We start from the raw sequence: 25,687 nt of genomic DNA on the forward strand, positions 1-25,687 counted from the left end.
AGCCGAGCATGCCTGATTACCTGGATGTTAAGCCGGATCAGCTGCGCAGAATGGCCGAGCAGCACGGTCTGGTCGCCGCAAACATCCGGAAGTTCGGTGAAATCCCCCATGACTGGCTCGCCGACTTCCCATCCAAATATGGCACCATTGCCGACCCGGTGCGGGGTGCTCTGGAGGACTACTACCAGAGGCGCCACGACAATGCCGAACGCCTCGCCGCTAACCACGAGCGGACGCGAGACGAATTGCTCGCTGCGGCGCGAGCGCTCGAAGACGGCGATCAGGCCGGCAAACAGCAGATCGGCCAGGCGGGTGGCTTCGACCACAAAGCCCCTCCGGACGGGCCGGACGCGCCAACGGATCCCGTCCGAAAGGTGGACGCCGGCCCGGACACACCGATGATGAACGACGCCCTGCCGGAGCAGCCTTCCCTCAACACCCCCGAGACCCCGGGTATGGTTCACGAGACCGGCCGCTCCGACCAGGTACCGCTGTCACCCGCCGCGTCGGCACCACAGACCTACGACACCGCGTCCGTCGGACCCACCGTGCCGACCCCGACGACGCCGTTTTCGGTCGGCCTGCCGGAGCGCGGAACCGCCGACCTACTCGGCACTCCGGCCGTCGACGCGAACAGTGCCGCAGGCGTGGCCGTCGATGGGAACAGTGCCGCGGGGATGACCGGCGGGATGGCTACGCCATTGGCGGCAGGCCCGTTCCCGGCAGCGGGCGCCGCCAGTGGCGCACCCGTGGCCCCCAGGATGCCCTCATCACTGGCGTCAGGTCCGTTCGCGGCAGTGGCGCACGCTGCCAAGGACCGGCGGGCACTGCCGTCATTCGTGGTAGGTGAGCAGGTTCACGATGACTTGGTGCTCGCTCGTACCCTGCTCGCGGCAACCCTTGCCGCCGTGGGTGATTCGGCGCTCGGCCCGGAGTGGGCAGTGGCGGTCGGGCGGACCCGCATCGGGCCTGTCGTCATGCTGACCTCCAGTGAGGGCCGTGGCTGGCTGCCTCCCGGACTGTTCTTGCCGTCGGAGGTCGCCCTGCCGTGGAGGTGGGACTCTGTCCTGGGAGCCGAGGCTCGGAAGGCGATCGCGGCACTGGAAGGCACCGCCGACCCCGCCCGGGTACTTGCGGAGTTCGGTTTGATGGTGCGCCGCCGCAAGGGTGTCCGGCTCAGCGCCCTGGCATCGTCTGCGGCGATCCTCGACGACGTGCATGCGGCCCTTGGGGACGATGTCGCCATCGAGGGTCTGGTGTCCGCCTCGGAATCCGCCGTCGACCTCACCTCGCCCGGTGTCGGACTGGTCGACCGGCTCGCGCTCGCCGGTTCGGGGGAGTTGCTTCGACAGGCGGCGACGGTGCCCGAACTGGAGATTCGGGAGACGTGCCTCGAGCTGGCGCAGGCGGCGGATGCGCGAGTCCGCACCGCCGTCACGGGCATCGACGCCGACGTCGACGCACACCGGGCACGGCGACAACGGATCCTCGATGCGATGCAGGCCGGTCGGCCCGTCCCGGCGAGCTGGTGGGACGAGATACGCGCCGCCGATGACATGTCAGCGGCGACACTACGGTCACGGCGGGTGGATGTGTCCCACGTGCCGGTCGGTGTTCGCCTGGATGTTTCGGCAATGGAAGTCTTGCGCGGCATGGTCTTCGAGCGCCGTGCCGACGAACTGCTGCTGTTGCTGGCCGCAGGCGAACCCGACCGGCAGACTCTGCGCGATGCGCTCTACGCGTATGGCCAGATCATCGAGCATCCGCTGGTCGCGGCAACAGCGTCTGTGGCGGGGGCGCAGATGCCGAAGACGACCGGTACAGGTTCAGCAGTCCCCGGTGTCCAGGTCGGCCGCGGCGTCGGACTCGGTGCACCCGGTGTCAGTTCCATCAGCGTCAGTTCCATCGGATCAGGCGGGGCTTCACCGTCCATCGCCGAATTCCGGACAGTTCCGGCGGGGTCCAAGGGCTCCGGTGAGCAGAGGAGAGCCTGATGGGAAAAGCAGAGGACGCTGTCGCAGAGATCGAAGGTTACGACGGCTCTTGGGGCGACTCCGGTATGGCCGACGACAACGACGCCAAGAACTCGTTGGATACTCTGGTCGAATTGAATGGCGCCGATTTCGAGAAGGCCGTGGAGCAACTCGACCCCGGCGTCAAACAGATGCTCGTCGCCGCGAGCCGCCACCAGGGCTTAGACGACGATAATGAGAATTACAGGCTGATCGTAAACGCGCTTGCCACCGGTGATACAAAAGATGTCGTCAAGGCCAAGAATGATCAGGCGGCAGCCGACGAGGAGGTGGTGTTCGGCAACGATTGGGACTTGGGCGATCTGCCCGATGAGGACGAGGGCGAGCATGCGGAGCCGGTCAAGCTGCCGATTCCGAAGGGTGCCAGTGCGCAGCTGATAGCGCTCATCACGGATACCGAGTTCACGATGCAGTGGGGTTTCGACACTCTGGGAATTCGTAATCCCAAGGCCGCGCCGGACTTCACGAACGTGCTCGACGACGACCGTGTCATGAGCGCGGAAGGCTGGTCGAAGGTCAGGGAAGAACATTGGGATCTGAACGGCCGGATGGAAACTCGGAAGGACGAGCACAAGGACTCGCACAAAGACGTCAAATTCGACACCTTCGACACCAAAGTCATCAAAGACGACACCTTCCAGGCTCTCGTCAGGATCAAGGAAGAGCTCGCAGAGGACCTCAAGTACGAGCCTACGAACACCACACGTACCGGCAACACGATCACCGAAAGCTCGGGTGGCCCGCCCACTTCCGAGATGCAGGTCGCTGTCTACGAGAAGAACACGGAAAAGAACAGCGAGGGTTACGGAAAATTCTATCTGACTCCGGAAGCGGAACAGAGATACTATGTCAGGTCCATCGACCTGGCTGCCGAAGAGTGGGATGCCACGTACGCGGAAGCAACCAAGGAATTCCAGAAAAAGGCCGAGGATATCGATGGTGAAGGCGGCAACAACGGTAATAACGGCAACAACGGTAATAACGGCAACAACAACACCTACCCGCCCGTAAACACCAGCTACCTTCCTCCTGCTCAGGATACTTCCGCCCAGAATGGCATTTTCCCGAATGGAGACGCGAGCTCCACGTTCGATGATCTGGACCTCGGGTCCACGGACACCACGGATCCTCTGACCGGTACCCAGCCCATTTCGGACACCGTGACCGGTGATACGTCGTCGAGTTCGGATCCGCTGGCTGCCATTCGTTCGGCGCTGCAGGGCGAAACCGGAACCGGGACGGGAGCCGGTACGAATACCGGAACTGTCGCGCCCGCCGCCAACAGCGGCGACAACGGCATGGCAAATGCGATGCAGCAAATGGCGATGATGAGCGCCATCAGCGGAATGATGAACCAAGGGCGCCAGCCCGAGGACGACCGACTCGAGCGAGCCTACGCGGAGCGAGAGCGGGAGAAGCGCGAGGAACGCGAGCGCAACCGCCAGGCGCCCGCGAACGCCAACCCTGGTGTTCAGGCGCAACCTCCCACCGTCGCGGCGCCGGCCTATGCGGGCACTCCGCCGACGGTAACGACCCCGGGCTCGATGGTGGATGTCAAAATCGGGGATACGACCGTGAAGGCACCGCAGCCGGTGGCGGAGGCTCTGCAGAAGCAGACGCAGAACGTCGCCCTCGATGCGATATCCGCGTATCGGGGGACTGCGGGTGAGTTGTCGGCGGAGCATCCGCCCGAGGTGATCACCAGTCGTGACGCGCTGAAGACGGGCGATGTTCTGCAATGGGAGAGACACAGCGCGCTCATCGTCCGGGAAAACGACCAACTGTTTGTCCTGGACAATGGCCGTCTCATTCCCTTCGATTTCCATAAACCCCCGCTGGAAGAAAAGTACGGGCTTTTCACGGGCTATATCCACCCGACCGGCCTGAATGGCGCCGCCGGTGGTGACCCCACACTAGCGGCGGCACCTCCGCCGACCGTGGCCGCACCGCAGCAGCCTGGAGGTCCGCCACCTGTTTCGCCACCGCAGATCTGACCGCCGGAAACGAAGGTCCTGTTCGGAGGTGCTGCGAGCCGTTCCAGAGGCTGCGCAAATACCAGTCGACAGGGTCTTCGTCCTGGACAGCGCTGCACGTGAACGTGAGTCCCGCACGGTGGGCGACCGCGGCAGAGGTGGTGCGGGCGACGCGTACAACGGCCTTTGGCGGGCGGTTCGCCGATCGGCAAGATATCGAATGGCGAGGAGGCGAGCCCTCATGGTGAATCCGCGTCAGCGCCGGTGCGGGTAGATCCCATACGCCGAATTCGCTTGGTCTGGCGGCAATTCGGCTGGACTGTGTGCTGTCGATTGCCCGCGAAGCATCGATCTGGTTCCACAAGGACGTCCGCTAAGCGCGAGCCTTCTCCCCGCGCATTGCGGCCGCCAGCTGGTTCGGCATCGGTTCGTGGCGCGCGTAACTGCGCGTGAAATCGCCGGTGCCATGCGAGATCGACCGCAAGTCGATGGCGTAGCGGCTGAGCTCGAGCTCCGGCACTTCGGCATGAATCCTGGTTCTTCCGGAGCCGTGCGGTTCGGTGCCGAGCACACGTCCGCGCCTACTGGACAGGTCGCTCAGCACCGGTCCGACGTACTCGTCGGAGACCAGCACCCAGACTTCGGCGAGCGGCTCCAGCACTCGGATTCCGGCGGTCGCGGCTGCCTCACGGAGGGCGAGCGCGCCCGCGGTCTGGAACGCGGCGTCGGACGAGTCGACCGAGTGGGCTTTGCCGTCGAACAGGGTGACCCGCACATCCACGAGCGGATATCCGGCGGTGAGCCCACGCGACGCTTGCGCGCGCACGCCCTTCTCCACCGACGGAATGAACTGGCGCGGAACAACTCCGCCGACAACTCGGTCCACGAACTCGATCCCCGCGCCTTCGGGCAGCGGTTCGACCTCGATCTCGCACACGGCGTATTGCCCGTGCCCGCCGGACTGTTTCACATGCCTGCCGCGCCCGGTCGCCTTGCCCGCGAACGTCTCGCGCAACGCCACCACGTGGTCGATCACGTCGACCTGCACCCCGAACCGGGTCCGCAACCGCTCCAGGGCGACGTCGCGATGCGCTTCGCCGAGACACCACAGCACCAGCTGATGCGTCTGCCCGTTGTGCTCGAGCCGCAAGGCCGGATCCTCGGCGGCCAAGCGAGCGAGGCTCTGGGAGAGTTTGTCCTCGTCGGCCTTGCTGTGCGCGCGGATCGCGATCGGTAGCAAAGGGTCGGGCATCGGCCACGGCTCGATCCGCAGCGGGTTGTCGGTGGACGACAAGGTGTCGCCGGTCTCGGCGCGGCCGAGTTTGGTGACGTAGGCGATGTCGCCCGCGATCGCCTGCCCGAGCGGGCGCTGCTGCTTGCCGAAGGGAGCGGAGATCGCGCCGACGCGCTCGTCCACCTCGTGACTCTCGTGACCGCGGTCCTCGAGACCATGGCCGCTGACGTGCACCGTGTCGTCGGGGTGCAAGGTGCCGGAGAAGACGCGGACCAAGGAGACCCGTCCGACGTACGGGTCGGACGCGGTGCGGATGACCTCGGCGGCCAGCTCGCCGTCCGGGTCGCATCGGAGCGGATGCGGTCCCGCGCCGTTGCTGGCGGTGATGGCGTGCTCGACCGGCGTCGGAAACCCGCCGGTGACCAGCTCGAGGAGCTCGACGGTGCCCAGGCCCTGCTTGGCGCCTTCGGGCGCGGGCGCCGCGAAGAGCACTGGATGGAAGCTTCCGCGCGCGACCGCCCGCTCCAAATCGGCGACCAGCGTCGCCAGGCTGATCTCCTCGCCCTCCAGGTAGCGGTCCATCAGGCTTTCGTCTTCGCTCTCGGCGATGATGCCCTCGATGAGGCGGTTGCGCGCCTCCTCCAGCTCGGGTACCTGCTCGGGGGAGGGGTCGCCCTGGATCTCCGTTCCGGAGGAATAGTCACCTATGCAGTGTGGTAGCAGCTCCACCATGCCGGTGACCGGCCGGTGACCGTCCGGGTTCTTCGGGCCGTACACCGGAAGGTGAAGCGGCAGAATGCTTTCCGTCGATCCGCCGCCGAGCGCCATTTGGCATGCGTCGGCCATCACGTCGTACTCGTCGCGCGCCGTATCCAGGTGCGTGATCACGATCGCGCGCGGCATCCCGACCGCGGCGCACTCCTCCCACAGCGCCCTGGTCGTCCCCGCGAGTCCTTCCGCCCCCTCGGCCGCGGAGATGACGAACAGCGCCGCGTCGGCCGCGCGCAGTCCCGCCCGCAGCTCGCCGACGAAGTCCGCGTACCCCGGCGTGTCCAGCAGGTTGATCTTCACTCCGCCCCACGTCACCGGCACCACGGACAGCTGCACCGAGCGGTGCTGGCGATGCTCGATCTCGTCGTAGTCCGACAGCGACGTGCCGTCCTCGACCCGTCCGGCGCGATTCACCGCCCGCGCGGTGAGTGCCATGGCCTCCACCAGCGTGGTCTTTCCCGATCCGCTGGGCCCGACCAGGACCACATTGCGGATCTGCTCGGGGCCCTCCGCCGTCACCACGCCGTTGCCTGCGGGCGCTCCGTTGGTCTTGTCCACCATGCGTCTCGCTCCTTTGCCGACACCTGCGGTACATCAACCTTCCCACCGGGCGTCACCTCCCGTCCACGAATCGGGCGATCGGGCTGTGCGGAGCGCCGATCGCGCGCGGACGAGGTCTCCTCGCGTGCCGGTGCACTCCGCGTTCCGCTGCGCCGAGAACCGTCCGGACGACACGCGGCCTCCTACGGGCTGGTGAACGTCATGCCCGGGCCAGCTGGGCCGAATCGAATGCTTGGTGATTCGCACGGTGAGCGGGTATGTGATCCGGGTGAGCGGGCACCTGATCCGAATCGTCGACTTCGGGTTCTCTGTCGTCGACAACCGTAGCGACACGTATTCCACGGCTACGGCCGCTCGAGCGCGGCCGGAGTCGGCTGTAGAGATCGGCGACCGCGGGGTTCGATGGGTTTGGGGCTGGTCGCTCGTGCACCCGTCCGGGCGTTGTCCTGGCACATCTGCGGGACCGCGCCGAGCCGGCTCATGGTGGCGGCCGACCGAACAGCGGGGTCTGGTGAACTGGTCGGCCGCGGCGGCCACGCAGACGTCCTTGTCGGATGGTTCCCCAGGATCTTGGTGGTGTAGCCCTGGCGCTGTCTAGTTGTCGAGCAATCTGCGCGATCGGTCCGAGAAAGAGGGTTGACGATGTGGAAGGAGCAATAGATGGGCAGTCGCATTCTCGTCACGGGCGGCACCGGGGCATTGGGCAGGCTGGTGGTCGCTCGGGTGAGCGAACAGGGCCACGACGTCCGGGTCCTCTCCCGGCGCGCCGGGGCCGGCACGCACGTCGGCGACCTGCAAACGGGTGCGGGCGTATCCGAGGCTGTCGCGGGCACCGACGTGATCGTGCATGCCGCCTCGGACTTCCGTCGGTGGGGTAAACCCGACATCGCACAAACCGAGAATCTGCTTCGCGCCGCGCAGGGTGTCGAGCAATTGCTCTACGTGTCTATCGTGGGGATCGATCGCATCCCGTTCAGGTACTACCGCAACAAGCTGGCCTGCGAGCAGAAGATCATCGACAGCGGCGTGCCACATACGATTCTGCGGGCGACGCAGTTCCACGAGTTGATCGCTTCCGGGTTGCAGACCGTCGAGGGGTGGCCGGTTGCGCCGCTGCCCTTGGACTTCCGGTTCCAGCCGGTCGCTGCCGCCGACGTAGCGCGGCGGGTCGCCGAGTTGGTCAAGGGCGGACCGGTGGGGCGTGCTCCTGACTTCGGCGGTCCGGAAGTACTGACCTTGGCGCAGTTGGCGCAGGTGTGGCGGGACGCGCGACAGGGTCCGCGACGGATTGTCCGCATCCCGGTGCCCGGAAGGGTCGGCCGCGCGTTTCGGGCTGGGGAGAACACGTGCCCCACTCACGCCCATGACGGGCAGACCTGGGCACAGTTCGTCGCTACAGATCCCACGAACGCCTACCGCCGCACGCCTCGGGGTCGATAACGGCGGATTCGACCGGTTGCCTCCCATCTGCCGTCGGCCGCGACACGTTCCGTCCGCCCATCCGTGACCGTCCGACGACGGCATCACCGTCTCGATTGTCGTCGAGGTGAGCAATCAGGGCTGACCTGCTACGCCCTGAAGGCCGCCGCAATCTCGGCAACTCTGCGCATGATGCCTCATGCCAGCAGTTGCCGAGACGTCGGTGTCCGAGCTGCCTGACGATCGAACCTGAGGCGGTCAGCCCAGTTGCCGGATATCTCCGCGTACCCGATAGAAGCCGCCGCGCGCGGACTCGGCCACGCCGTCGACCACGTATCGAGCGCCGGCACGGCGAATATCTTTGGGGAACTGGACATTCCATCCCTGTTGGTATCCCGGGGAGACGACGCGGACGCGCAGGGCACCGCCCTGGTCGACGCATTCCACAATGACGCCGGTTCCGGCGTCGGACGTCACCTCAACGGTGGTGCTCGGCACCACGGCGGAGATCTCCGGAGCCTTCACCGACACCGTTTCGGGCAGCACACCCTGCTCGGCGTCGCGGATGGCGGCTTCGCTGACATCGAGACAGGCCAGCGTCCCGGTAGTGGTCACCAGATACAGCTTGTCGTCGTGGTACTGCATGGAATAGGCCGAACCGCAGCCGGTGGCCAATTTCCACAGCCGGTTCCCGGCAGCGTCGAAGCAGTACACCGAGGAGTAGTTGTCACCGGCGAAGACGTAGCGCCCGTCGGGTGAGGTGGCGCAGGAGAAGACCGCGGCATCGCACTGGTAGGTCTGCTCGGCGCGGCCGCTCTTGGCCACCATGCGGACCTGACGACGGTCCGTACCGGCATAGACGGCGTCGGATTCCTGCCAGCCGAACAGCACCTCGCCGCCGGTGCCGACCTGCCACAGGGTATTTCCGCTGTCCAGGTCGTATTTGGTGACACCGGCGGAATGCCCGTGATAGACGCCGTTCGGGTCGATGCGCACCATCCACCCCGAGTCGCCGGTGCTGCGCCGGCTCCACAGCGACTCCTCTTCGTAGTCGATCACCGTGATGCCGCCCTGGCGGTCGGAGACACCGAGGATGCCGTCGTGAATATCCAGCCAGTAGATGTCGACGTCGGCCGCGATGTCGTAGGCGGCCCTCGGCACCTTGCCCGACAAGTCGTAGACGCGGCCGTCGTCGCACCCGGCGTAGATCCAGAAGTCGTCGGCCACAATGCATTTCACCGAGTCGGGCAGGCGATAGCGGCCGGTGACCACGCCCTCCGGGGTCAGGGTGTACACGTCACCGTTCTCGTTGCCCACCCAGCAGCGGCGCTCGTCGACGAAGATGCCGAAGGCGGCGGCGCCGGAGTCGAAGCTCCACAGCACCGGCGCGGACTTCGCGGTCGAACGCTGGCTGCTGATCGCCCGCCTGGTCACCGGCCGCCTGGCCCGCGCACCCATCACCGCGGGCGCATACCCCTTGCGAACCTTCTCGCCGACCTTCTTCGCCGCAGCCGCCTGCGCCTTCTCCTCAGTAGCGAACGAACTGACCTTCGTCTGCCCCTGCTCCCCGATACGGCCGAAACGGACACTCACCTGCGTGCCCGCGACGACAACCTCATAGAACTTGTGCGCGGACCCGCTGTCCTCGGACAGTTCGAGATAGGTGGTACCCCCGATTGCCATGTGCGCCTCGCCTCTTCGTCAGATCAGAACGGAACGGAAGTTAGCAAGGGGGACCGACATTCGGCGCGTTCGCGATAGATGCCTACCCGGTTCGACAGGTTCGCGCTGTTGCGCATGCGAAGATGATGCGGCGGGCGAGGTAGTGGGAGAAGTAGGTACTTGGCCTGGAGGTCGGTGCGCTGCCAGTCGTGGCCGTCGATCGCCCCGCGTTGGCCATCTTCGACCGACCGACCGACCACCAGCCTGCCCGAGAACTGGTCCGAATCGCTGATACTGATGACGTGGCTACTGACAACTGCCCCGACTGCGGACACGTGCTCGACGAACACGACCGGGACCAAAGGTTCACGCTGCCGGAACCGATGTTGCACGTGCACCAGCCGGTGCCCGCAGAGGATGTGTGGATGAGCGGTTCGGATGTACGCGATTCCGAGTTGCTTCAGGTGCAGCGGATCGGAACGTTTGTACGCGCGACGCTTCCGGTCGATTTGACTGGCGGTTACCGCATTACCTTTGGGGTCTGGCTGCTGGTCGATCCCGCCGAATTTCAGTTGATATGCGAAGCCTGGTGGGGCCCAGGCTATTCCCAGCTGCGCATCGAAGGCTATCTAGCGAACGAGATTCCGCCGTGGGGAATGTTGGCCTCCCCGGTCGATGCGATCGTGAAAGACCCTGAGAAACTGCCGGTTTGCGTGGCATCAGCGGTCCCGCTCCTGGATCGAGTGTTGCGGGAGCAGTCGTCGCATGAGGTCACGCTGGGTTCAATCCACTGAATCGAAGCGACGTCGACAGGCTCGCCTCCGTCGGCGAAGCATCACCCGCTCGCATCGCGGCGTCCGCTCATAGCCGCCCGATCGGCAGCTGCGGAGCGACCATGGTTCAGGTGTAACTCGGATCGTTCTCCTCGCGAAACCCCTCGATCGTGACCTGAACGACCCGCTCGAGTTGGGACCGTATGCCGGTGCTGTCGGCGGGGACGGCTTTGATGGTTGCCCCGCTGCTGACGAGGTAGCGGCGTCCGGTTATCGGACAAGGCGTATATCTCACGGATGCACGCCGTTCTCGGGGTAATCCCTGACCTCCCCATTACGAGAATCCGGCGGCCTCGGTCCCGTCGAGGATTCGCGCATCGCATACCGGAATGTCCGGCGCTTCAGGCTCGGCACCGGCTTGGGACACCACTCCCGACCCGTCCCCGTCAATTTTCAGCGACGGGTACCACCACGTAGACTCCCGCACCAGAAGGGTGCGCTCCTCACACTGCGTATATCAATCTTCAGCAAATCGAACGATCGCAGTTCAGAGCACCCCTTCGCCATTTCTCGGCCACAACCAGCTGACCAGACGTGATTGGCCGAGGCTAGGTGACTGGTGTTTTTCGTGCGGTGGTGTGGCGCAGCATGCGCCAACGGTCGTCCCTATGACTCTGAACCCAAGTCGCTGGATGCTGATTAACGCCCCCTGACGAGTTCCTCGAATTTCGCTCGAGTCCGACGGCACGCGAGTTCGTTGCGGGTGTTTTCGGCATGAATAGTGGTGATTCCAGGGGCCAGTCTCACGATGACCCGGATCGAGGGGGAAGCCCCTCGGAATGACTCAGACCGAGTTGGGTGCGGTTGTCATCAATTTCTGACAGCTCGCTATCTCAGGGTTGGAGCGCGGTGGCGTTCGTTTCGTCGTAGGAGGCGAGCCACGTGTTGGTCACCAAGCACAACCGGACCATCAGCGACAGATCGGTGAGCAGCAGAGTCGTTTCCCCTCCGTCCCATCGGATCTCGGGAACCGTGCCCACGATCTGCACGGTCGGCGCGCCGAGTGCGCCGGTCAGTGCGGCAGTCGCGCGGTTGAACGCATCACGCACCGCGGCCCGGCCGGTGGCGTCGTCGGGCGCGAGGTTCGTGACCGCGACCTCGATGCGTTCCGCGTCACCTTCGCGCCCTATCACGTCGCAGGTGCCTGCTCCGAGCCCGGCATCGAACCGAGCCCAGTCGGGCGACTCGATGATCGGGTCCCGCCAGGGGAATACCACCAAGAGACTCATCAGATCGTCCATCCGCCAGGACCAGACCAGTGATCGCAGCTCGATGGCCAGATCAATGATCTTCCCGTCGCTCAATGCACGCCAACCATCCACCCGACCAGGACTGCTCGGACCGGTACCCGTCATTGGTCTGCTCTCCTGATCAAGCCGGTGCGCGGCAGTTCGATCTTGCGATTGTCAGCACGCTCGTTCCATGCGTCATATTCCAAACTTGCCGGGTCCGCTATCCGGAACGCGTCCCGCAGTCCGGTCACGATCATCGACGCCAAACGCCGATAACCATTGGAGTTCGCAGGCCAAAGTAGCTCGTACCACCAGTTGTTACAGTGATCGGCGTCGGGTTGCTGCCAGCCGGCTTCGGTGATCAGCCGTGCTCCGATCTCTCCGGCCTGTACGTCCGGATCCAGCCAGTAGTCGCCTGCCAGCTCAGCCCAAATCATGTCGTCGAGCTGCCTGAACTGGGCAATCCGGCGCCGCTCCGCCCGTTGCTCGACTTCACCGATGGTTACGACGACTCCGGCAGGCAATGTGGCCAAATGCTCGGCCAGTCCGTCGGCGAACTCCGACCAACTGGTCATATCAGACCCTGTTCCTGTAGCTCTACCGTCTTGTCGTGTACAGCGAGCCACGCGTTGGTCACCAGGAATAGTCGTACCGTCACCGACAGGCAGATCATCCGCAGCGTTGTTTCCTCACCAGCCCAACGAATCTCGGGAAGGTCGCCCGGAATCCGACTGGAGGGTTGACCCAGCGCGTCGGTAAGTGTCGAAGCCAGCCGGGCAAACGTGTCGAGTACGAACGCTCGCCCGGCGGCGTCTTCGGTCGCTCTGGCGGTCACCGCCAGTTCGATGACCTCGGCGCGACCGTCGCGACCGTGGACTCGGCCACTGGCAATCCCGAACCCGACGTCGAGGATCGCCGACTCCGGATTGGCGCGCTGTATACGCCAGCCGAACTCGTCGGCGAGTCGGGGTACATCCCCCATCTGCCATGACCAATCCAACGACACAAGCTGGTTGGCCAACTCGACGATCTCGGCATCACCAAGTGCTTGCCATTCGGTCATGACATCACCCTACGTTCCACTCAGGTCGAATAATAACGTGTCGAATTGCGGCATCGATTGTAGCTGCACGGCGTCGTTCAACGTTCTCGCTCTCGTTCTCGTTCGCGTTCACGAGCAAGGGCCGCGCTACGGCCACGCATTCTCAACTCCTCAGCCGTAGGCGGCGTCCGAACGACTTCCTGTGCAGGGATGGCCTGGCCTTCTCGAGCTAAATGAACTACCGCAGCGTGTTCGATCGACAGTCCACGTTGAATGGCTCTTGCTGTGGCGGCCAAGCGAGCGGCCTGTGAGTCATACGGCACCAGTACAGGTTCTCGTCCGGGTAGCTCGTATACGAATGCCATTTTCTCCCGGTTGAAACTACTCGGCTCGTGTTCCAGGCGTAGAAGATACGCCCGGGCATCGAATGATGCCCCGCGACTCTCGGGGATCCTCAACGCCGGATTCTGCTCTACGATGAGGTTGTGCTGTTGTACAACCTCGCGGGCAACAGCGTCCCTGACATGCGCTACAGCCTGCTCACGCTCTACCTCCAGCGCTCGGAAGACTTCTTGTTCGTGTTCTGGGCTCAACCCTATCGCCTGGACAGTGCGGGCATCGTTTTCACGCTCTATCCGCTGGACGTGCTCGATCGAATTATGCGCTTCGAGTAGGTTCGCCAGATCGGGGCCGAGCCCCTGCTCCCGGCCCACCTCCAGCTGCCTGACCTTGTCGAGTGCCTGGTCCAGGCTCCGTCCGCGATCCTGCAGTTGCGGATCTCTGGTCTGCAGCACCTGCTCTGTGACCGAGGCGACCAATTCCCGGGTTGCAATTTCTAGTTCCGCTACAATTGCTCGATCGCGATCGACCACGTTGGCTGTCAATAGATCTTTGGCAACTTCCTTCAACTCCGGATCCATGCTGATATTTTCCAGGATGTCGAGACTGCGATCCAACTCTAAGCTCTGCAACCTGTCCAGAAGCTGTTTCGCTTCGGCGAGTTCCATGCTTGCCCGGCCGGCATCCCGCTCGAGCTTTTCCCTGAACTTTTCGACATATTCGAGCACCTTTGCCCGCAACTCGTCCGGCGTTCTCTCTGATACGACCATTTCTCTGGAGAATTGGACGGCTTCCAACACGAGTTCACGTTCACGCGGGTCCAATGACTGCAGTAGCCTGGCCCGATGCTCCTCCATTGCTCTGGCCATGACTTGTTCCAGCTCTCGCGCCTCCACCGCCCGAACGAGTTCATGAGCACGAGCTCTGTCGATGCCACCGATGATTTCGAGTGAGAACGACTGTCCGTCACGTTCGAGGTTGAACTGGGATACGGTGACCACACCGTCGCGCGATACGTGGACCAAGTTGTACTCGACCCGGAGCGTGCCATCAGCGTGAGCGCGTAAGAGTTCATCGCGGGCCTTCAACAGCTGCTGCCCTTTATGACTGTCCGGATCCACGCCGCGAGCTCGCATCTGCTCGGGTGTCTCCACCAGCAGCCGTTCGAGGTTCTTTTCGATAGCTGCGGTGCGCTCGCCGTACTCGCGCGAGCCCTGCTCAGCTCTGCCCTTCTCGGTATCGGCGGCCCCCAGTGTGGAAGACCCGCCCTTGCACTCTTCGAGTATGAGGGTTGGATGCGGTCGGTCGGCGAACGCGATGACGTCAAAGGTGTCGCGTCCGTCTATGGCACCTTCGAAAGGGGTCAGCAGCACTGTGTCCGGCCGGTCGGTGGCGTGCGCGATCCCACCGAGCTCTCCCATTTCCTTGGTGGTGGAGACCATCTCGGTACCAAGGCGGTTGTAGTTGCTTGCGCTGTCCGCCATCTCGTAGAGGCGTTCGAGTTTCGCAAGCTTGTCTTGGTCGCTGAGTGACGGATCGTTGGCGATGCGGTTTTCCTGTTGGTCGATAAGCGCGGGAAGTTTTTTCTCGCTCAACTCATCGATCTTGTTGACCCCGAACTCCCGCATGTGTGCTTTTACGGCCGCACTGGCGGCGGCGCGCTCGCTGTCCTGCCGGTTCGCTTCGGCCGCCAAGTCGGCGAGTTTGGCTCTTATGTCGGGATCGACAACCTCGTACCGTTCGGCGGGACCCTTATCCGCCAGGAAGGCTATATCTTCCCTGACGGCAGGATCGGTAACCCAGCTTTTGCCCTCCCTCAGCTGGAAGTTCTTGTCGCGGTACGTGCCTTCACGATCGCCGATGCGATGCCACTTACCGTCGGGGTCTCGGTAGGAGTCAGCTCGATCACCTGGCTTGTGCAGCAGTCCGTCTTCGCCGCGATACATCCCTGGTGGGGTCGGCTCGTTGTTACGCGAAGTCGGTGCTTCTGAAGGAGAGTGCGCATCCGGTTGCCACCTGTGGTCCGGCTCGTTGGAACGGCCGCGATCGTCGCCGCCTGTTCTGTCAGGATCGCCGGAATTGTCACGGCCTGACGGCACGATGTCGGCCGCTTGCGCTGGCAAAGGTGCCAGGACGTCATGAGGTGTGGTATTGAGCGGGCCTAGAACTCGAACGTCCCGTGTTGCGGCCAAGTCCCGTCCGGGTTCCTGTTCGCGTATGCCCACGCTTTCGCTCGTGCGCACGTGGGATGGATCGCGGACGTGTTCGTCCGGGAGCGCAGGGTCTGCTTGTCGATGATCAGATGGCGTTCGATGCTGGGTTCCTCCGTCGTCGACGACGCTTGTATCAAGTACTCCACTTCGGTCGGGTCTTCCTGTATCCGTTCGATATTCACCGTCCACTGTGGCGGGTACACCTGGCCGCCCATCGGCGGCCGTCCGGTCCGCTTCGCCGCCATATAGTCGTCCATCACCATCGGTACCGACCAACTCGGGTACTCGATCACCACCCCTGTCTCGGAATCGATCACCAATTTCGTCAAGCCGAGGCCCTGTCCCGCGGCGATTTCCTCCGGTGTCAGGATCGGGACGCAGACCCACCCGCTCTCGAACGGATGAATCCGGAATTCCCGTGCGGAATTGAATATCTCGGCCAGGTACCGAACCACTTGGTCCTCGGTTTGAAACTCCGGCATTGTTGACTCCTTGGTCAGGTGGAATGGGTGTGAACCATAGCTGCGTCGAGTCGTTGACCATCCGTGTCGGTGGGCCGTCCGAGGTCTCGCCGGACTGCGGATCCCACCACACCGGGCCACTGGCGCCTGGAGGGTAGACGACCACAGTGGCGTGGGTGCCGTCTGTGATCGGGTCTCCGTTCGAGTCGTATAGGAGGTTGCCGTTACTGTCGCGCGCGTGCCATTCGTTGACGATCAGTGCTGCCGAGCCAGGGCCGAGATGGGCTATCCAGTCGTGGACTGCGGCGAATTGATCGGGTAGGGACAAGCCATGGCCTGCATAGCTCGACAGATCGTTGCCGAGCCATCGAGCGGCCCGTTCCAGCCCGTGCTGTTCACCGGTACGCTCGTCGACTGTCCCATCGGACAGTAGGTCGCGCCATCTCGGTAGCGATACCTGAGGAGAACCGAAGAACGAGGCCAGGGCCGACAACGCGCAGTCGAGACAGTTGTTGCGGCGGCCCTGAACGCGGGGACCACCGTCGTTGACGAGCCGGCCATAAGGGTGGGTGCGTGGGTCTGCGCCTCGTGTGAAGCGATCGCCGTCGCGGAGCGAGTCCTCGACCATCGCCTGGTAGGCCTGATCCTCCAAGGCGTCGAGCCGGTTGTGGCCGATGACCCGAGTTTCGGGCAGACGGGTAAACCTGGTGGGCGTATTTGCCGCAGCGATGTCGTTGCTGATCTGCCGTATGTCTTCAGGACGTACGGTCGGCTGATTCTGACTATCGACAGGTAGGCCCAGATGCTCGCGCAGGTGGTTGGCGAGCACATCGGGGGTGTCGTGTGGATGCCAAGTTCTCGGGCCGCCCGTTCCGTGGTCGACGTTGACCGACAGGTGTGCGGTGGACGGGTCGTTGGTGAAGACGACGTCGACCATCAGCCAGTCACGGTTGAGCAGTCGGCGGCCGTAGTTGAAGGCGCGGTCTGTTGCCAGGTGGGCATTTTCGATCAGATTCCGCATCTCCTGCGGGGAGATGTGCGCGCCGGCTTCGAGGTGGACCCGCACGCTGACTACGGCGACATGCTCGGGACCTTCGGCATACCGGCGCACCTCGTAGGCGGGGATGCCGGTTGTCCGGTCCGGACGCACCGCGATGACTCGATTGTCTTCGGGTGCTCGGCGTCGGTAGTTCTCCCGTGCGTTGCGTGTCTCGAGTGCCCGCTGTGTTTCCGGGTCTACCGGACGGCGCTGATCGGGTAGCTCGGTCTGGCGTGCTGAGCTGTGCGGATCATGCGGTGGCGCAGGATTATGTGGGTTTTGACGCCGGGGTTCCGAACCCGTATTCGGTTCGAAGCGCGGGTCGGGGCGTCGTCTCGGCTCGCGGTTACCGGTGGTGTGCTCCGGCTCTTGGCGCTGGTGAGGCCCGGGGCGTCCCTGGTCGTGCGGCGCGGGCGTGATGTGGGTGGGACGCGGTTGCGGTGGCGCGGTGAGCGGGCGTGGTTCCGCTCCGTGCGTTGGTGGGGGCGCGAGATGTGGAGGCGGCGGGAGTGATTCAGGGGCACGCATCGATGACAGATCGGCCACCGGTGCGCGTGTTTCCGGTGCATGCGGCCGCCCCGAATGCTCAGCGCGCGGCCACCAATCGGGCAGACGATGGGAATTGGCGATGTAGTTGGGATCCTGGTGAGCCCACATCGGCGGAGCCGACTCCGCATGTGGTGGCGTCGACGGCAACCGTGGGTCAGCGGACCTGTTCGTCGGATGCTGGCTTCGGTGCTCAGCGCTGGTATCAGGCCGGGTCTGCTCTGCTTGCCGGCTTACTCCGTCGTCTCGCCTCGTTCCCGATCGATCCGCCTCAGTTCCGATTCGCCCCAGGCTTGCCAGATCTTGATCTGCTCCTCGGTGGCTGGGCGTCGGCCCTTCGCTTCCTTCTCTCGCCAGGCGGCCATGTTGCGTGCCACCCGTTCCCGAATCTCGGGATCCGAGCTCTCCTGCTTCAGCGTAGGACCGAGGGCTTCTCGTGCTATCCGTTCCATTTCCTCTGGACTGATGGCCATCAGGATTCCTTCCGAGATCGGTGAGATAGATGATGTGCTTGCCATTTTCGAATGTACGGTTGTCGACGCGGAAGCGGTGGCCGGGTGGGAAGACGACTTCGTCCTGCTGGCCGCTGGCCCACGAGATGTCCTTACCGTGCCGGGATTCGATGATGAGTTCGATATTCCCGCCCGGCATGGACGACTCTTTGTCCGAGGAGGCGAAGCCTCGGTCCGCCGGTGTGTTCCCTACCTGGTACTCGTCGAGAAACCTCTGCAGCAGAACGGGATCGGCGATATACAGCGAGCGATAGACCACGCCGTGGTGGTCGGGCAGCGCGTTGTATGCGCCGACCAGAGCACGGACTGCCGCATCGTATTCCTCGAGGGCTCTGGTATCGCCGTCCCGAGTGGCTCGGTTGACGTGCTCGTTCAACGACAGGAACTGATTGTGCCGGATGGCCGCGATCTCTGCGTCCGTCAACCGAGCGACTTCGGGATGGGCGTGGACCGCCCTCGCGCGTATTCCCGCGACCTCGTGCAAGTAGTTCGGATGATTGCGTGCGTACTCGTCTGCCGCGTCACGGTCGCGGAAGTCCGGGTTGGCGTAGTAGGGCCGGTCCTGAACCGGAAGCGTTCCCCGGCGCGCCGCAGACTCCGGTTGTGGTGCACTGGACGCGGCGAGCTCGCGCATCGCCTGATCCCACGAGTCGCCGCGCCGTGGCGTGTCCGCACCGCTGCGGCGACGTCGACGGAAGAAGGCGCCGGGGTCTGGCGGCCGTGACGGACTTTGCGGCCGATTGTCAGCGGCGGTCTCGCCGACTGCGCGGTCAGGTGCCGGGTGCCGCGTCGGCTGATTCCGGTCGCCCACGTGCGGCGGTGTGGCTGTGGTGGACGGGTTTTCGGTTCGTTGCTCAGCATGTGGAGCCGGACCACGGTCGGACTCCCGCGGACGGGAAGTGTCCGGATGCGTGTGTGTTTCGCGCGGATCGCTGTGGTCGGTTACGAGGCGATCACGCCGTTCTGGGGCCACTGCTTCTCGCGTCTGGCCCGGACCATGATCTGTCCTGCGGTCGCTCGGAAGATCCCGTCCTCCGGTTGGTCCGTGCGGACGGTGTTGCTCGTCTTGTCGATGATCAGTGTGCGGTCGAGGTTGTCCCTCGTCTCCCCGAACTGGTACTCCACTTCGCTCGGGTTGTCCCTGGTCTGGTTGTAGTAGATCAGCAGTGCCATCGTGTCGTCCCCACAGTGTGTCGTAGCGTTCGCCGGTTCGTGGCGGTGTGTCTTTGGACCAGTGGTGGTCGAGATTCGCGTGTGCGTGTGCGTCCTGATACGTCGATTCCGGATGAGCACGCAAGTAGTCGGACTCGGCCAGCTCATGTTCGAGCAAAACGATATCGGCGCGCAGCGGATGTCCGGCGCGCAGCCGGATCCATGCCTCGGCGATGTCCGGATCGGCGTCGAACCTGCGGTGAATCAGGTTGCCGTCGTAGTCGATGATGGGTTGTTCTTCGCGGAACAGGTGGTTCTTGATCTGTTCCACGTCGTCGCGGGTGAAATGCGAGCCGTCGGCGCGTGGATGTTCCTCGAGTGTGCGTGCGATATGGTCGATGTCACGATCGTCGCGGCGGAAATGGTCGTACGCGTCTTCCGCCCAGTCGAACGCTGCGAAGTCGTCGCGTGGACGCACGGCGCCGCCAGAATGCGACATCGACTCGGGACTCGGGGGGCCCGGATGGTCCGTGTCCGATTGTCGGCGAGTAGTCGGGTCGATGGGTCGACTCGGCTGTGCCGTGTCCGGCGTCTCCTCCCGTCGAGAAGGTCTGGTGGTCGCGACAGGATCGGAGATAGGTGCCGGAGACGCGGTGCCGACCGATGATGCACGATCGGGTGGACTCGCGCGGTGGACGAGGCCTGCTGGTGGGGCGCTAGTGCTGCTGGGCCCGCTGGTCGCGGTCGGCGGCGAGACGACCGGGGAGACCGATTGTGGCGGAACTGTCGGGCGCGTGGTCTGGTCGGACCGAGGTGTGGCGACGGGTGCGGACTGCGATGGACCGACTGCTGTTGCGGGGTCGGGAGTGGGGAGGCTCGGGCGCTGGCTCGCGTCGGTGGTATGTGCGAAAGTTCCGGCGAGTGTGCTGGGTGGCACGGCCGCTGGAGATGCCGTTGTCACAGCGCTCGAGGTGACAGTGTCCGTTGGCGAATTCGCCTGCGCATCCGGTCGGGGCGTATGCGTCGAAGGCGGTGCTGCGGCAAGGGGGCTGGTCGTGCTCGGTGTTGCGGTGTCCGGTGCGGTCGCCGCCGCTACGCGCTGGCCCGGCGCCGGGGCGGCCTGGTCGACGATGGGCGGCGGATTGCCGACGCTCGGCTGGTTCTGGTTGCTGGGCTGCGAGCCGGATCGGTCTGCGACGGAATCGTAGGCAGCGGGCGCAGGATTCGATGGGTCGGTGGGTTGTTCGCCTATTTCGCTCGGAATGTGCGATGGAGCCGTAGGAGTGGGCGAAGTCGTCGCGGTTCCGGTCGGGTCTTGTTCCGCGGAGACGGTGGGTGCCGTGTCGTTGAGTGACGTCGCCTGGTTGCTGCTGAGCGTGGGCGGGCCCGGATCCGAACTTGCGAGGCTGCTGGTGCTATCGGACGGGCTGTCGGCATGTGACGGAGTCGGGGTTGCCTCGGCGCTGACGGGGGTAGCGGCCTGAGTCTGCGTTTGCGGGTTACCCGAGACCGGATCGGCGCTGTCGGGCGAGGGCAGGGTGAGACTGGAGTTCTCGGTGCCGACCTCGCTCGTGTGAGCCGTCGTGTTTTGGGCCTGTGCCGAGTCTGTCGGGGCAGGCGTGGTGTTCTCGACGGGATTCGACGTGGGGGAGTCGCTCTCGGTCCCGTCGGCGTGCGCGCTCGCGGGTTGGATTGCTTCGGGTTCCGGCTGGGTGCTGCTCGGCTGGGTTTGTTCGTCAGTGTCGCTTTGTGTGGGTTGGGTGCGTTCGGGCTGGCTGTCGCTGGGAACGGGTGGGGTCGGGCCGGGGTCGTCTATGTCGGGTGGTGTTGTTTCGGGATCGGTGTCGGTGGGGCGAGTTCCGGCGGCGGAATGGAGTCCGTGTGGGACGCCTTGTGCGGCGGAGGATGTGATGCTTTCGAGGGTGAGTTGGAAGGGTTGGTCGGTGAGGGCGGCGACTGTTGCCGCCGCGGCGGTTTCCCCCGCGATGCCAGTTGCTGTTTCGGTGGTGGCGGCGATGCCCGCTCGGCCTAGGCGGCTGGTGGCAACGTCATCGACCCCAGACAGCAGGCCGCTGCGCCCGAGTCCACCACCGACCGCGCCACCGGCCGCGCCTGCGAGGGCGGCGATTCCGGCGTCTTTCCAGTCTCGAAGTGAGACTTCGTCGCGGCGCTCGTCGGCGAGCTGGAAGATTTTGGCGCCGATTTCCAGGCCGCCTTCCTCCAGTGCCTCGTTGATGGCGCCGAGCAGGGCCACGCGGGCGGCGGCTTTGGCTGCGGCGCGGGTGAGCATGCGGGCGATTAGTTGTTTGATCGCCATGCGGATGGTGACCTGGGTGGCCACCCGCAGAACGACCACGCCTGCCGAGCCGAACCCGGTCCAGGCGGTCGCCAGCAGCGGCGCCACCTCGATCGCGAAAATGACCATCGCGCCGATGATGACCAGTTTGGTGTGCTCGATATCGGCTGCGCCGTCGCCGATTTGGTCGGCCAATTTGTCGATGTATTTGACCAGTGCCTGCCAGGCGCCTTCTTTACCTGCCAGTTTGTCCCAGTGGGCGGCCATCGCGTCGTGGGTTTTTCCGTCGATCGCCGCCAGTGCTAGCTGCATCGTGTGCGCGGCGTCGTCATCGAGCTCGTTCAGCGCAGCCGACATCCCCGACCAGGCGTCGGCCACCCGCCGCATCGCGGTCTCGTCGCCCTCGGGCCAATCACCCGCACCGACAAGCCATTGGGCGGCCCATTGCAGCCACCCGGGGATTTCGATGCCCATCAGGTAGGGATCTGGTCGATTTGAGAAGCGTTGGCCTGGTCACGGTTTTGCAGCGCGTTCGCGATGGCGACCATGCTCTCGCCCAGGTTGTTCAGCGTCTTGCCGAGGTTTTCGACGCTGCTCAACGCTTTGGGGACATCAGGGGTGTAGTCCTTGGCGAAATTCTGGCCTATCTTGTCCGAACCCCAGCACTCGCCCTCGGTCTCGATGACCCGCCGCAGGTTGGCCGCCGCGGCGGCGATTTTGTCGGCGACGTCGACGAAGCCTGGTCGGGTGGCGCGCAGCGCTTCCGGGTCGACACGGAAGTTGGTCACGGGCGGTCTCGCAGGTAGGAGCGGTTGCGGTAGTACTCGTCCTCGGATTCCTCATCCAGCGGTGCGGTTTCGTCCTGTGCGGCGGAAGGTTCCGGGAACATCGTGCGGACCAGATCGCGGATGCTGGGGGCGCCGGGCACCAGATCCGAGAGATCGGGAATTTCCCCTGCTGACGCTTCGAGAGGTGCGACGGCCTGTTGGGTCGCTTCCACCGCCAGCCGGGCGGCGGCCTGGACAGCCTCGGTGATGGACTGCCCGAGCTTTTCCGGGGTGGAACGCTTGAACGCCTCCGGATCGACGTGGACTTCCACCGGAACACCGGCAGCGTTGCTGACCACGCGGATCAGGTTGTTCGACGACCACGCTGTGACCGTGGTGCTCGCGAGCGTGGACTGAGCCTCGGCAAGGTCCCTGCGCTGTTGCTCGAAGACCTCCCGCAGCGAATCGACCTGATCACGCAGCGCATCGGTGGATGGCTGCGTCGCGTCACGCCCACTGTCCTGCACCTGCAAACCCCCACTTTCGAGAATCCGGCCCGTTGCTGCATTTGACGCAGCGGACCGACGATCGGTTCCATCGAATGTCAGATTCCATCACCGGCCATACGGAGGCCGCAACTGTAAGGAGCATCCGCACGTTCGGGGGTGCCAGCCGTTGGCTGGGTCTGGGTTCGAGGCAGTTGCGGTGTGCCGGGACGGGCGCGGCCTTGCGAAACATCGTGCCACTGCGCTTTGTTCACGCTCGTCGTCGCGTGCTCGCCACGAGGGGGGAACACATCAAGTCACGACTGGTCACCCGGCTGCGTGCGCGGGTCGATGAGAAGAATCCGGAGCCCAGACCTGGCGGCCTTGGTCGACCTGACCCGCGGCGCATCGCCGGCTTCGTCGCCGACCTTCGCATGAGGCACGCAGGTACGCATCACCGTTCTCGCCGTCTGGGTGGCTGCATCTTCTGGTATAGCTGGGGGTTGCCGCCAGTCAGTCCGCGGTCTTATCTGCGGATCGCAGGAGTTCCTGTGCGGCTGAAAGTGCCTCTTCCAGTGATGAAAAGACATGGTCGGGACCGCGGAAGCCCTCGTCGTCGGGTACATCCACGGAGACACCCCATTCATTACGGACACCTTGGATCACGGCATGGTGGCCTTCCCACCGCAAGTCCACGTCGATCGCGCCGGATGAAAAATGTCTGGTGTCGATCGATATAGCGGCATCGACCGCGGATCGGATCAGAGAGTCCAAGTCCTGCTCACGCATGTTCAACGTTCACGTCCTTTTCGGCTGTATACTACGTCGCCGGTCTTTCGATTCAAGATCCGCATCGATCCATCTGGGTCGATTTCGATGATGTTTCCCCTAGTTGTCGCAATGATCCCACCATCAGGGTTCCGTTCGAGGAAGTCCTCCCGCGGCGGATACATGCGTCCGTCGGGCTTCAATCCAGGATTCGGGTTCGCTGGCACCCCACTGAACTCATCCTCGATATGTACGAGAGTCGAGTTGAGTTGGCTGAGTGCTTCATCAGCGCTCGACGGCTCGGGGAGTTCACCTAGTCGGTTGTATAGGATCTCGAGCCGCTGCGGTATCGACAGAACAGGACCTGGTCCGACGGCGGGCGCGTCCTGCGTTGGGGCTGCGAATTCGTCGGGTGGGTTGTGGGTGGTGCCCGGTGGGGGTTGCTGGATGTCGGTGGGGTTCGTGTGGGGGCTTCGGGGTTCGGGTGTCCTACCGTCGGGTGTATCTGACTTGTCGGCGGGAGTTTCTTTGGTCGGGGTCTTGTTCGGCGATGATTCGGGGAGGTCGTTGAAGTCGATGCCGAATTCGGTGCGGGCACCTTTGCCCGCTTTTTCGCCTGCTCGTCGGCCGAGCTTACCGACGCCGGAGCCGCCGAGGCCGAGGGTGAGGGCGTTGGTGCCGGATTTGCCCAGTGCGTAGGCCCAGTCGCCGCTTGCCCAGTCGTCCCAGGCGAGGAATCCTTTTCCGAGCTCTTTCCAGGAGTCGGCGACGCCGGGGCCGTCATCGGGGCCGATGCCGAACAGGGAGCCGACGCCGGACCATGCTTCGTCGAATTCGTCGCTGCCGATATTGACCATCGCTGCGGCGCCGTCGACGGCGTCGATGACGCTGCGGCCCACCCCTGCACCGAAGGAAGCGGTGTTCTCCAGCGGGTCCTTCTCCAGGAAGGCTTGCCCGGCGTTGGACTGATCCGGGAGGGGGGTGCCGTTGGCGTCGGCGAGGTAGAGCAGCTCGCCTGCGGAGTTCAGGACCGCGTAACCGGTTGTGCCGTTGCCGAGGTCGACTCGTGTCTTGGATGCCGGATAGGGGCTGCTGGCCTGGCTGAGGTTGTCCGGTTGAGCGGGGATCGTGATCTGCTCGTAGGTGTCTTCGGAGGGGTTGTAGCCCGTGAGTGTCCGTTCGGGCGCGCCGGAGGTGACGATGCCCGGGGTTTTAGGGTTGTACGGTTCGAGCGAGGTGGCGGGAGGAGCTGGTTGGGGTTGGTTCTCCTCGATGATGGACAGCAGGTGCGGCAGTGATCCTTCTGCGGCTGGTTTCTGCTCGACAGGTTCGGCGAGGCCGAGGAGTTGCCTTGTCAGGGGATCGGTGCTGTCCAGGCCTTTGGCTCCGGTGGTTGTGGGGTCTTTCGGTTCTTGTGCGGAGGTCGATGGTTTCTGCGGGGAGGGTTGGTTGTTCGTCGGTCCCGGTGCGGTCAGTCCCGTGTCGTAGCGGACGGGCTTGACCACCGGCGGGACAACCGGCGCGGCTGGTACCGCGGAGGGTGGCGCTACGGGTTCGGGAATCGTCTGGGCCACAGCGGAGTTCGTTGCTCTGGCTGCCTGAAATTCGGCGGTCACGGCCCGGCGCGCATCGATGCGCTCGAGCATCCGGGCAGCGGATGCCGGGGTCATCCCATGGAAGTTATGCACCCGCCCACCACGGTCGGCCTGCCCAGCATCAGCGTCGGGGTCGCCGACGAACGCGGGGACCAGTGAATCCAGCCATGCGCGGTTGTTACCGACCCACCACAAATCGCCCACCGTCACGCCGCCTGTCGTGCAGTCGCGTCATGCTGCGGCAGAGGGCTACCCGCGCCTGGTGTAAGGCGTGGAGCGACCGATTGTCTGTGTAGCCGGATACCGGAGCATGCCAGCCGAGCCGGGGTCGGGCCGGGAATGATCATTTTGATACCTCACATAACTGAGTGCGGTGGAAACCCGTCGGCTAGCGCAGTACAGGCCTGGGCGGAGCGCGCACGCAGTGTCCGGATCGGTGGTAGCCCACCGTTTGTTTGTGCTGGCGTGAAACGTTTTGTGCGGGACTGTGGTACCAAGTAGTCCGGAACGCGAAAGCCCCGAACCGGCAGGTTCGGGGCTTCGATCGGATCTAGCCGAAGGTCTTGGTTGAGAGAAAGTTTCCCGCGATGTCGGGAAGAAGGCGCAGCTATGACGCTCCAAAAATTGTCACCTAAGCGACCCTCGGTTGTCAACATCTTGGCGCGGATCGGCAGGAAGGCCAAGGCTGAGGACACGCGGAATGAACCTTGACATCAATTACACGGCAAGCGCGTTCGAAACGGGTGCCTGGTTG

At 64.3% G+C, this 25,687-nt stretch carries 14 protein-coding genes; 4 read left to right on the top strand and 10 right to left on the bottom strand.

Annotated features, from left to right (window positions below):
* The first annotated feature begins 8 nt into the window (after nt 1-8).
* Together IU459_RS22265 and IU459_RS22270 are read left to right on the top strand one after the other, a co-directional pair.
* Complete coding sequence (locus IU459_RS22265; protein ID WP_195131500.1) at nt 9-1,994, top strand: type VII secretion target; 1,986 nt, start codon at nt 9-11, stop codon at nt 1,992-1,994.
* Complete coding sequence (locus IU459_RS22270) at nt 1,994-4,027, top strand: hypothetical protein (RefSeq protein ID WP_195131501.1); 2,034 nt, start codon at nt 1,994-1,996, stop codon at nt 4,025-4,027. Before IU459_RS22265 ends, IU459_RS22270 begins: the two co-directional genes overlap by 1 nt.
* Before the next feature lie 352 nt (nt 4,028-4,379).
* Here the strand turns inward: IU459_RS22270 and IU459_RS22275 are convergent, their stop codons facing one another.
* Nucleotides 4,380-6,572 carry an elongation factor G-like protein EF-G2 gene (locus IU459_RS22275; RefSeq protein ID WP_195131502.1) on the bottom strand — a complete coding sequence of 731 codons (2,193 nt, stop codon included), beginning with the start codon at nt 6,570-6,572 and terminating at the stop codon, nt 4,380-4,382.
* 660 nt (nt 6,573-7,232) lie between these two features.
* On the opposite strand from IU459_RS22275, the gene IU459_RS22280 reads away from it, so the two are divergent.
* Nucleotides 7,233-8,012 carry an SDR family oxidoreductase gene (locus IU459_RS22280; protein WP_195131503.1) on the top strand — a complete coding sequence of 260 codons (780 nt, stop codon included), beginning with the start codon at nt 7,233-7,235 and terminating at the stop codon, nt 8,010-8,012.
* 237 nt (nt 8,013-8,249) lie between these two features.
* On the opposite strand, the gene IU459_RS22285 is transcribed toward IU459_RS22280, so the two are convergent.
* Nucleotides 8,250-9,674 carry a WGR domain-containing protein gene (locus IU459_RS22285; protein WP_195131504.1) on the bottom strand — a complete coding sequence of 475 codons (1,425 nt, stop codon included), beginning with the start codon at nt 9,672-9,674 and terminating at the stop codon, nt 8,250-8,252.
* 188 nt (nt 9,675-9,862) lie between these two features.
* Between IU459_RS22285 and IU459_RS22290 the strand changes: the two genes are divergently transcribed.
* Nucleotides 9,863-10,447, top strand: coding sequence for a DUF2199 domain-containing protein (locus IU459_RS22290; RefSeq protein WP_195131505.1), 585 nt, complete (start codon nt 9,863-9,865; stop codon nt 10,445-10,447).
* An 872-nt stretch (nt 10,448-11,319) separates the two neighbouring features.
* On the opposite strand, the gene IU459_RS22295 is transcribed toward IU459_RS22290, so the two are convergent.
* The 8 genes from IU459_RS22295 to IU459_RS22330 form a co-directional block, all read right to left on the bottom strand.
* Nucleotides 11,320-11,790: a DUF6301 family protein gene (locus tag IU459_RS22295; protein ID WP_195131506.1), complete on the bottom strand. Its 471-nt coding sequence runs from the start codon at nt 11,788-11,790 to the stop codon at nt 11,320-11,322.
* A 47-nt stretch (nt 11,791-11,837) separates the two neighbouring features.
* Nucleotides 11,838-12,293: a TY-Chap domain-containing protein gene (locus tag IU459_RS22300; RefSeq protein ID WP_195131507.1), complete on the bottom strand. Its 456-nt coding sequence runs from the start codon at nt 12,291-12,293 to the stop codon at nt 11,838-11,840.
* Nucleotides 12,290-12,781 (bottom strand): DUF6301 family protein, encoded by a 492-nt coding sequence (locus tag IU459_RS22305; protein WP_195131508.1) that lies wholly within the window; start codon nt 12,779-12,781, stop codon nt 12,290-12,292. Before IU459_RS22305 ends, IU459_RS22300 begins: the two co-directional genes overlap by 4 nt.
* A gap of 77 nt (nt 12,782-12,858) precedes the next feature.
* Nucleotides 12,859-21,792: a toxin glutamine deamidase domain-containing protein gene (locus IU459_RS22310; RefSeq protein ID WP_195131509.1), complete on the bottom strand. Its 8,934-nt coding sequence runs from the start codon at nt 21,790-21,792 to the stop codon at nt 12,859-12,861.
* Nucleotides 21,792-22,106, bottom strand: a complete 315-nt coding sequence (locus IU459_RS22315) for a WXG100 family type VII secretion target (protein WP_195131510.1) — start codon at nt 22,104-22,106, stop codon at nt 21,792-21,794. The genes IU459_RS22310 and IU459_RS22315 overlap by 1 nt, the downstream gene beginning before the upstream one ends.
* Nucleotides 22,103-22,612 carry a YbaB/EbfC family nucleoid-associated protein gene (locus IU459_RS22320; RefSeq protein ID WP_195131511.1) on the bottom strand — a complete coding sequence of 170 codons (510 nt, stop codon included), beginning with the start codon at nt 22,610-22,612 and terminating at the stop codon, nt 22,103-22,105. Before IU459_RS22320 ends, IU459_RS22315 begins: the two co-directional genes overlap by 4 nt.
* A 471-nt stretch (nt 22,613-23,083) precedes the next feature.
* Nucleotides 23,084-23,365, bottom strand: a complete 282-nt coding sequence (locus tag IU459_RS22325) for a hypothetical protein (RefSeq protein ID WP_195131512.1) — start codon at nt 23,363-23,365, stop codon at nt 23,084-23,086.
* Nucleotides 23,362-25,143 (bottom strand): hypothetical protein, encoded by a 1,782-nt coding sequence (locus tag IU459_RS22330; protein ID WP_195131513.1) that lies wholly within the window; start codon nt 25,141-25,143, stop codon nt 23,362-23,364. Before IU459_RS22330 ends, IU459_RS22325 begins: the two co-directional genes overlap by 4 nt.
* Nucleotides 25,144-25,687: the final 544 nt, after the last annotated feature.

The organism is Nocardia amamiensis (assembly GCF_015477605.1).
GTDB classification, from domain to species: domain Bacteria; phylum Actinomycetota; class Actinomycetes; order Mycobacteriales; family Mycobacteriaceae; genus Nocardia; species Nocardia amamiensis_A.